At 42.7% G+C, this 9,584-nt stretch carries 6 protein-coding genes; 2 read left to right on the forward strand and 4 right to left on the reverse strand.

The window, feature by feature from the left end:
* Positions 1–196: 196 nt before the first annotated feature.
* The 4 genes from patB to argR all read right to left on the reverse strand — a co-directional run bounded on the left by patB (position 197) and on the right by argR (position 6,849).
* A complete protein-coding gene (patB, locus tag HT698_RS09985) occupies positions 197–1,963 on the reverse strand; it encodes a multidrug efflux ABC transporter subunit PatB (RefSeq protein WP_173214523.1) in 1,767 nt (588 codons plus the stop codon).
* A 1-nt stretch (position 1,964) separates the two neighbouring features.
* A complete protein-coding gene (patA, locus tag HT698_RS09990; RefSeq protein WP_173219882.1) occupies positions 1,965–3,671 on the reverse strand; it encodes a multidrug efflux ABC transporter subunit PatA in 1,707 nt (568 codons plus the stop codon).
* Positions 3,672–3,817: 146 nt separating this feature from the next.
* Positions 3,818–6,352: a DNA mismatch repair protein MutS gene (mutS, locus tag HT698_RS09995; protein WP_173219885.1), complete on the reverse strand. Its 2,535-nt coding sequence runs from the start codon at positions 6,350–6,352 to the stop codon at positions 3,818–3,820.
* A 50-nt stretch (positions 6,353–6,402) separates the two neighbouring features.
* A complete protein-coding gene (argR, locus tag HT698_RS10000; protein ID WP_001231476.1) occupies positions 6,403–6,849 on the reverse strand; it encodes an arginine repressor in 447 nt (148 codons plus the stop codon).
* 135 nt (positions 6,850–6,984) lie between these two features.
* Here argR and argS point away from each other — a divergent pair, with 135 nt between their 5' ends.
* Positions 6,985–8,676: an arginine--tRNA ligase gene (gene argS, locus HT698_RS10005; protein ID WP_173219888.1), complete on the forward strand. Its 1,692-nt coding sequence runs from the start codon at positions 6,985–6,987 to the stop codon at positions 8,674–8,676.
* Between the two features lie 625 nt (positions 8,677–9,301).
* Entirely contained in the window at positions 9,302–9,547 is a 246-nt protein-coding gene (locus tag HT698_RS10010) for a MarR family transcriptional regulator (protein WP_173219891.1), read from the forward strand.
* The last annotated feature ends 37 nt before the right edge of the window (positions 9,548–9,584 follow it).

Raw genomic sequence — 9,584 nt, forward strand, 5'->3', positions numbered from 1 at the left:
GTTCTATCCACAACCTCAAAGCAGTGCTTTGAGCAACCTGCGACTAGTTTCCTAGTTTGCTCTTTGATTTTCATTGAGTATAACGATAGTCCTATCATATCACTCAAAAAGCCTTTCGTCTAATATGTTTTTTTTAAGGCTGTGATAAAAATTTTTTATGGGCAAGAAAAAGCTGCCCACATAGGACAACTTTTTCTTATTCAAAAACAAATTGATTGTGATAGAGTTCTGAGTAGAAGCCACCTAGTTTCAAAAGTTCATGGTGGTTACCGCGTTCAATGACTTCTCCATCTTTAAGGACAATAATCTGGTCTGCATTGAGGATGGTCTTCAAACGGTGGGCAATGACGAAACTGGTTCTGCCTGCTACAACCGCCTCCATGGCATGCTGAATCTTGCTTTCTGTCACCGTATCTACGTTTGAAGTGGCTTCATCGAGAATGAGAACTTCTGGATCTGTCATCAAGGTTCGAGCGATAGAAATCAATTGTTTCTGCCCTGTCGAGAAGATGCTCTGGTCATCATCGATAAGAGTATCGTACTTATCAGGCAAGCTTTCGATGTAGTCGTGGATATGGGTTGCCTTGGCTGCTGCCTCAACCATTTCTTGACTAGCATCTGGCACACCAAAACGGATATTGTCTCGAATCGTTCCGCTAAACAAGACCGAATCCTGCAAGACAATTCCCACCTTGCTTCTGAGACTATCCAAATCATAGTCACGGATGTCTTTGCCATCAAAATAAATACCACCAGCATCAACATCATAAAAGCGATTGATGAGGTTCATAATAGTCGTTTTCCCTGACCCTGTCGGCCCAACAACCGCTGTCATCTGACCTTTCGGAGCGGAAATGCTGACATCTTTCAAAATAGGTTTATCAGGCAAATATGAGAAATCAATGTGGCTGATTTCAACACCTTCTTGCAACTTAGTGAAGATTGGAGCCTTTTCAGGTCGGATTTCTTCCTCTGCGTCAAACATTTCCTGAATCCGTTCAGCACCTGTAAAGGCTAACTGAAGGCTTCCCCAACTAGCTGCAACTTGGATAATAGGCTGGTAGTACTGCTGTGAAAATTGGGCAAACATAACAATCAAACCTAGGGCTGTACTTGTTTCAATAGACTTATCATTCAAAAGTACAGCTGAACCAGCAAAGATGACGATGGCTGTATTAACCAGGCTCATCCCATTCATGACAGGGAAAAGAATTCCTGAGAACATTCTTCCTTTAAAGGTCGCCTTGCGCACGCGCTCATTTTGTTCAAGAAATCCTGCCATCATATCCTCTTGAATTCCTTGCACAATAACAGCTTTTTGACCTGAAATACTCTCGTCCATATAGGCGTTGAGCTTCCCTACCTCTTTCTGCTGGAGGTTGGTGTATTTGCGTGCCATTTTCACGATGAAAATCAGCATGAGGAAGGCTACTGGTGTGCTGGCAATAGTGATGAGGGCCAGGGTTACATTTCTCGAAAACATGACAAGAATCAGACCAATGTATAAAACAATATTACTCATGACCTGAACCAGACTTTCATTAAAGGCTTGGAGGATATTATCCAAATCACTAGTAAAACGAGATAGGATATCGCCATCTTGTCGGCGGTCAAAGAAAGAAACCGTCAACCGAGCAAGCTTACCGAAGAGGCCTTTGCGCATCTCGTTGGTCGACTCTGCAATCACGCGCGTCATGAGACACATGTATATGACACTGGAGATAAAGAGAACCAAAACCAGCAGACCAAGATTGACCATGATTCCTGATAGGCTTTGCCAAACAAGTTCTGGATTGCCATCTTGATAAGCTTGAACTAAATTAGCTAACTGCGTCACTGCTTGTCCAGAAAAGACCGGAAAGAGAGCTTGGGCAAGAGTCGCCAGAACAATCATCAGGATGACGACTACAAATGATAGCTTATAGACTTTAAAATAATGCCAAAAAAATTGAACTGTCTTCATTTCACTCCTCCTTTCCTTTCTGTGTTTCGTAGATTTCACGGTAAACGGCATTGTTGGCAACCAAGTCTGCATGCGTGCCTTGACCAATCAATCGTCCTTGATCCAGTACCAAGATCTTGTCTGCATGGACAACCGAGCTAATCTTTTGCGCGATGATAATGGTTGTTGTTCCCTTCAAGTCCTTATTCAAGGCTTCTTGAACTAGGCGCTCTGACTTAGCATCCAAGGCCGAGGTCGAATCGTCAAAAATCAGAATACGCGGATTGCTGACAATCCCACGCGCAATCGACATCCTTTGTTTTTGCCCACCTGAAAAGTTGGTTCCCCGTTCCTCAACTGGACTCTCAAAGGTTTTCTCCATACGATGAATGAATTCACTGGCTTGGGCAATATTGGCTGCGCGCTCCATTTCAAATAGAGTAGCATCTCCCTTACCCTGTCTCAAGTTATCAGCAATCGTTCCACTAAAGAGAATGGCACGTTGAAGAACGATAGACACTGTTTTACGCAGGGTTCCTTCACTCACTTCGCGAATATCCTTGCCTCCAATTTTGATGGCCCCTTCCTGTGGATCAAAGAGACGTGGAATCAATTGAGCCAAGGTTGACTTCCCTGCACCAGTTGCTCCAACCACACCAACCATTTGACCAGGTTCAATAGTAAAGCTCACATCTTTCAGCATCGGTTCCTTGTCCATTGGATAGGTAAAGGTCACATTTTCAAAGCTAAGACTACCGACCAACTCTTCATCTGGGACATCCTTGAAAGTCATAGCTGGCTCTGCATCCAGAATTTCTCGAATACGACGCATAGAAATCATGGCACGGCTGACAGAATTTCCCAAAAATCCAACCATAACAATGGTAAAGATAATCTGGCTTAGGTAATTGACAAAGGAAGCAATGGAGCCAACAACTGACGGATCCGACTGAACCATCCCTGCAACCAGCCAAATAGAGAGGAAGACCGCCCCGTAACCGACCAACATCATAAAGGGTTCCACTACTGAAAAGGCATAACCGATGTAAAGATTTTGACCGAGAAGCTCGTCTGAAACCTCCGTAAACTTAGCAAACTGCTCTTTTTCTTGGACAAAGGACTTGACCACACGAACACCGCGCAGATTTTCCTTAGCAATGGCATTGATGCGCTCAAGAAGGGTTTGAAACTTGGCAAAACGAGGTCCCATCATCCCCATCATGACAGCAGTCAAACCAAAAATCAAGACTACCATGAGAACAATCACCCACCACAGAGAAGGTAGGGTTTGAACCGCCAAGATAAAGGAACCGATAAACAAGAGGGGAAGTCTGAACAGAATTTGGAAGGTCATCATGACGACGTTCTGAATCTGGTTGATGTCATTTGTCATGCGAACGACTAGATTTCCCGCATTAAATTGTTCAATATTGGCATAAGAAAAGGTTTGGATTTTACGGAAGGCATCCTCCCGAAGGTCAGATGAAACTCCTTGGGCAATATAGGCTGCGAGGACAACATTGAGCCCACCAGCAACTAGACCGATCACGGCCACACCAATCAACCAAGCCCCGATACTATAAATAGCTTCATATTTCCCAGCAAGGAGGGCGTCTAAGACTTCCTGCAGATAACGCGGTTGCAAAAGTGAACTAGCAACCATCAAGCCTGTCATCAGGAGCGAAGCCAAGGCCTGCCACTTGTAGGTTTTTATTTTCTGAATCAGCATATTTTCTCCTTAAAAAATAGACAAAAGGGAGCGACAATGTGTCAGCTCCTTCTCATTCTGTTTGTGTGATGTTATTCTAGCAAAAAAGTGGGAACTTGTCAAAGAAGTCTCCTTGATACAGCTAGATTAACTAGTGAGTCTTGGTCTTATAGTTTCTGTTTTAACTCTACTAAGACATTCATAGCCTGCATAGGTGTCATGTTGTAAATGTCCAGTTTAGACAATTCTGCTAGGATAGGATGCTCTTCGGGTGTATCAAAGAGTGAAATCTGTTCTGTGACAGCACTTGTTTGCCTCACGGGAGCAGGACTTTCTGTCCCTTGATTCTCTAACTGAGTCAAAATCTTATCCGCCCTTGCTAAAAGGTCTACTGGCAAGCCAGCAATCTTGGCAACATGAATACCGTAGGATTTATCAGCTGGTCCTGGTTCAATCTTGTGAAGGAAGGTGACCTGCCCATCCTGCTCCAAGGTTGCCACGTGGACATTGACCAAATGTTGTAAACTAGACTCCAGACTAGTCAACTCATGGTAGTGGGTCGCAAAGAGGGTCTTGGCTCCGATATGCTCGTGAATGTATTCGATGATAGACTGAGCAAGAGCCATACCGTCATAAGTTGCAGTTCCTCGTCCCAACTCATCAAAAAGAATCAAGGAATTTTTGGTCGCATGCGAAATAGCATTATTGGCCTCCATCATCTCTATCATAAAGGTTGATTGACCTGACACCAAGTCATCTGCTGCTCCGATACGGGTAAAGATTGCATCAAAAATCGGTAAATGGGCGCTTTCTGCTGGCACATAAGACCCCAACTGGGCCATAATCGCCGTCATGGCTAACTGACGCATGTAGGTTGACTTCCCGCTCATGTTGGGCCCTGTAATCAGTTGAATACTGGTATCTTCTGCCATCTGAATCGTATTTGGAATATAGGTCTGAGCCCCCATAACCTTTTCAACGACAGCATGGCGCCCTTTCTGGATATCAATTCGCGAATCCTCACCAAACTCAGGTCGAATCAAATGCTGGATTTCAGCTACAACCGCCAGACTTTGCAAGACATCAACGGTCGCAATTCCTTGAGCTAAAGCCTGCAAACGCTGGATGTACTTGCTGACTTCCTCACGAATACGCATAAAAATTTCGTATTCGAGATTGGCTGACTTCTCACGCGCCTCCAGCATATCTCCCTCGATACGGGCCAATTCTTCGGTTCCAAAGCGTTCTGAGTTTTTCAGCGTTGCCTTGCGGAAAAAGTGAGCAGGCACATTTCCCAGTTGAGAATTGGTCACATGGAAATAGTAGCCATCCTTCTTATTGTAGTCAATCTTGAGCGTACTGATACCAGAGTTTTCTCGCTCCTTTGCTTCAATCTCAGCAATCCAGCTAGTCCCTTCTCTGAGCACGCGACGGTACTTGTCTAAAGTCTCATCAAATCCAGTCCGGATAATGCCACCTTCTGTAATCACATGGGGAGCTTCAGGAGCAATCGCTGCGCTAATCAAACTCTCTAACTCAGGAATTCCATCCAGTTGTGCGATGAGATAGGCTAGAGCAGGTTGCTCCATCCCTTCTAAAATCGCACGAATCCGTGGCACACTAGACAAGGTAGTCGCCAACTGCAAGAGATCCTTGGGATTGGTCTTGCCAAAAGAAACACGACTAGCCAAGCGCTCAATGTCATAAACACCCTTGAGACTGTCTGTCAAATCACTACGCTCAAAGAAGTGGTCAAGAAAGACCTGCACCACTTCTTGACGTTGGACGATTCGTTCCTTATCAATCAAAGGACGATGAATCCAAGAACGCAAGAGACGCATCCCCATAGCCGTTTTGGTTTCATCCAAAAGCCAGAAAAGACTGCCTTGCTTCTTGCCTGAACGAGCATTCTCAACCAAATCCAGACTAGCCTTGGTCGCATAATCCATCTGCAAGAAATCCTTGATTTCATAGCGGATAACAGGTTTGAGGTGGTTCAATTCCCTCATCTGGGTTCGATGGACATACTGGAGCAACTTACTAGATGCCGCTTGCTCCACAGCTGCTAATCGTGAATCCAGTAAATGAAGGTCTTCAAAGCCTTCTTTTTCATAGGAAAGTACCAGATTCATCTGACGACTAAGGATTTGTTCCTCTTCCTCAGACAAGTCATAGCCCAGCACCACTTCTCGCGCCTTAAGGTTACGGATTTCCCCACAAACCAGCGTGAAATCCAAAAGACCTGTCACATAAAAGTCACCCGTCACCAGGTCCATATAAGCTAGGCCAAACTGATTACCATCACGGTCTATGGCAACCAAAAAATTATTCTGACTGTCCGGCTTACTGCTATCAACCACTGTCCCTGGCGTAATGACCTGAACAACCTCTCGTTTAACAACCCCAACTGCCTGTTTAGGATCTTCCATCTGCTCTGCGATAGCCACCTTATAACCCTGCTCAATCAAGACATCGATATACTGTTGGGCAGAATGATAGGGAACACCCGCCATAGGAATCGGATTGTCGGCATTCTTGTTGCGACTCGTTAAGGAAATTTCCAGAATCTGCGCAGCATTGACCGCATCCTCATAAAATAATTCATAAAAATCACCCATCCGAAAGAGCAAAAAAGCATCTGGATATTGCTTTTTAATATCCACATACTGTTGCATGCCGGGTGATAGCTTTTCTGTCGCCATTTTCCGTCTCTCCTTGTCAAAAATAAGTCTTGAGAGCAACTCCCAAGACCTTACTTATCTTTCATCAAATCTAGCAAACGATCTTCCATGAGTTTGGCAACGTGCTGGTCTCGACAAATGACCAATAAGGTATTGGCACCAGCAACTGTTCCTAAAATCCATTCATCCTTATTTGCATCTACAATATTTGCCAAAACAGAGGCTTCGCCCAATTTGGTATGAAGCACCAAGGTAAACTCTGCTCTTGCAACACCTTCTAAATGATGAGACAAAAATTCCACCAAATCAATCTTTTCTGTCTCATTTGCTAGTACATAATACACCATATCATTTTTCTTGACCTTGGTCAAGCCGATTTCGCGCAAATCACGAGACAGGGTTGTCTGCGTCACAAAAACATTATGCGCCTCCAACCGATCTTGAATTTCTTTTTGTGTACTTAATTTCTCCTCAGTAATCATTTTTTTTATTAACTGATGACGATCTCTTTTTCTCATAAAATCCTCTTATGTGAATATTTATAACTATTTTTATAACTATATTATACCAAAAAAATAGGAGATTTCAAAAATTTTTTCTTCTTTCTTTAAAATTGTGATAAAATAGTAGAAAAGTCCAAAAAGGAGCTCTTAATGAATACAAAAGAATTGATTGCTAGCGAATTGGCTAGCGTCATTGATAGCCTAGACCAAGAGGCTATTTTAAATTTACTGGAAACCCCTAAAAACTCAGAAATGGGAGACATTGCTTTTCCTGCTTTTTCTCTTGCAAAAGTCGAACGTAAAGCACCTCAAATGATTGCGGCTGAACTGGCTGAAAAAATTAACAGCCAAGCCTTTGAAAAGGTTGTTGCAACGGGACCTTACGTTAACTTTTTCCTTGATAAATCTGCCATTTCTGCTCAAGTATTACAAACTGTTATCACTGAAAAAGAACACTATGCTGACCAACATATTGGTAAACAAGAGAATGTTGTTATCGACATGTCTAGTCCAAATATCGCTAAACCATTTTCTATCGGTCACCTACGCTCAACTGTTATCGGAGATAGCTTGTCACATATTTTCCAAAAAATCGGTTATCAAACGGTCAAGGTCAACCATTTGGGAGACTGGGGTAAACAGTTTGGGATGTTGATTGTTGCCTACAAAAAATGGGGCGACGAAGAAGCTGTAAAAGCTCATCCAATTGATGAACTTCTTAAACTCTATGTCCGCATCAACGCTGAAGCCGAAAATGACCCTAGCTTGGATGAAGAAGCACGCGAATGGTTCCGTAAACTTGAAAATGGAGACGAGGAAGCTCTCGCACTTTGGCAATGGTTCCGTGATGAAAGTTTGGTAGAATTTAACCGTCTTTACAATGAATTGCAAGTCGAATTTGACAGCTATAACGGGGAAGCCTTCTACAATGATAAGATGGATGCAGTTGTAGACATTCTTTCTGAAAAAGGCCTTCTGGTTGAATCAGAAGGTGCCCAAGTTGTCAATCTTGAGAAATATGGAATTGAACATCCAGCCCTTATCAAGAAATCTGATGGTGCAACTCTCTATATCACACGTGACTTAGCTGCAGCCCTTTACCGTAAAAACGAATACCAATTTGCCAAATCTATCTACGTCGTTGGTCAAGAGCAATCTGCCCACTTTAAACAGCTCAAAGCTGTCTTGCAAGAGATGGGCTACGACTGGAGTGACGACATTACTCACGTTCCTTTTGGTTTGGTTACAAAAGAAGGGAAAAAACTCTCTACGCGTAAAGGGAATGTCATCTTGCTAGAGCCTACTGTTGCAGAGGCTGTTAGCCGTGCCAAAGCCCAAATCGAGGCTAAAAATCCTGAACTTGAAAATAGAGACCAAGTAGCGCATGCTGTCGGGGTAGGAGCCATTAAATTCTATGACCTCAAAACTGACCGTACAAATGGATACGACTTCGACCTAGAAGCTATGGTATCCTTCGAGGGTGAAACTGGACCTTATGTTCAATATGCCTACGCTCGTATCCAATCTATCTTACGCAAAGCGGATTTCAAACCAGAAACAGCTGGCAACTATAGCCTGAATAATGCTGAAAGCTGGGAAATCATCAAACTCATCCAAGACTTTCCACGTATTATCAACCGTGCGGCAGATAACTTTGAACCTTCCATCATTGCTAAATTTGCAATTAGCCTGGCTCAAGCCTTTAACAAATACTATGCACATACGCGCATCTTGGATGAAAGTCCAGAACGCGACAGCCGTCTAGCCCTCAGCTACGCAACCGCAGTCGTTCTCAAAGAAGCCCTTCGCTTGCTTGGAGTAGAAGCGCCAGAGAAGATGTGATTCAGTACTAACAATTGGAACTAAAGTTCCTAATTGTTAGACGCTAGTCGCTTTTATGCGGACTAGCTAACTGCTTCACTAGTAAAGAAACATAAATATTATCGATTTATGTTTCTTTACGTCGTAATTAGAGATACTTGTCTAATCGCTTCACTAATTCACCAAACCAAATAGTATCAATTGGGTTTAGTTCATGTCGTAATCTTTTAATTACTTGATTGTTAAGTAATCTAAGTAACTAAGACCAAATCCTATTCGGACTTTGGCTAGGCGCTTCACTAGTTCTGGAACATAAATATTATCGATTTATGTTCCAGAACGTCGTAATCTTAAAGCTATTGGAACTAAAGTTCCTAATTGTTAGACGCTAGCCGCGTATGTGCGGACTAGCTAACTGCTTCACTAGTCATGGTACCTAAATATAATCGATTTAGGTGCCATGACGTCGTAATCTTCAAGTTACTTGATTGCAAAGCAATCTAAGTAACTTACACTAAAGCCTATACGGATTTTGGTTTAGAGGTCTATCAAAAATCTTATCAAGTTTTGCTGACTTGTTCTGCTATTTTAGGTCCACTAAATCGATTTATTCACTACTATTTTTTATCATACAGGGAGATTTCCTATGAGCCAATATGCTTATATCCTCGTTGTAATTAGCTTGGTGTTCCTTTTTCTGCTCAATAAGTACGAAAAAGAACGACTTCAAAGACTCTACCAAGAACAACTTTTGAAGGATGAAACATTTAGAGCTGACATCAAAGAGAAAATTCACACGACTGAAAATATCAATGATGTCATTACTTACATCAATAAAACTTACCATCTGGGAATGTTACTGTCAAAAGACATTACAGATCAATTGAAATAAACCGAGCTATTCTTTAAGAAAATCATAACCACCCGTC

Source organism: Streptococcus sp. 3109 (assembly GCF_013276905.1).
Lineage (GTDB): Bacteria > Bacillota > Bacilli > Lactobacillales > Streptococcaceae > Streptococcus.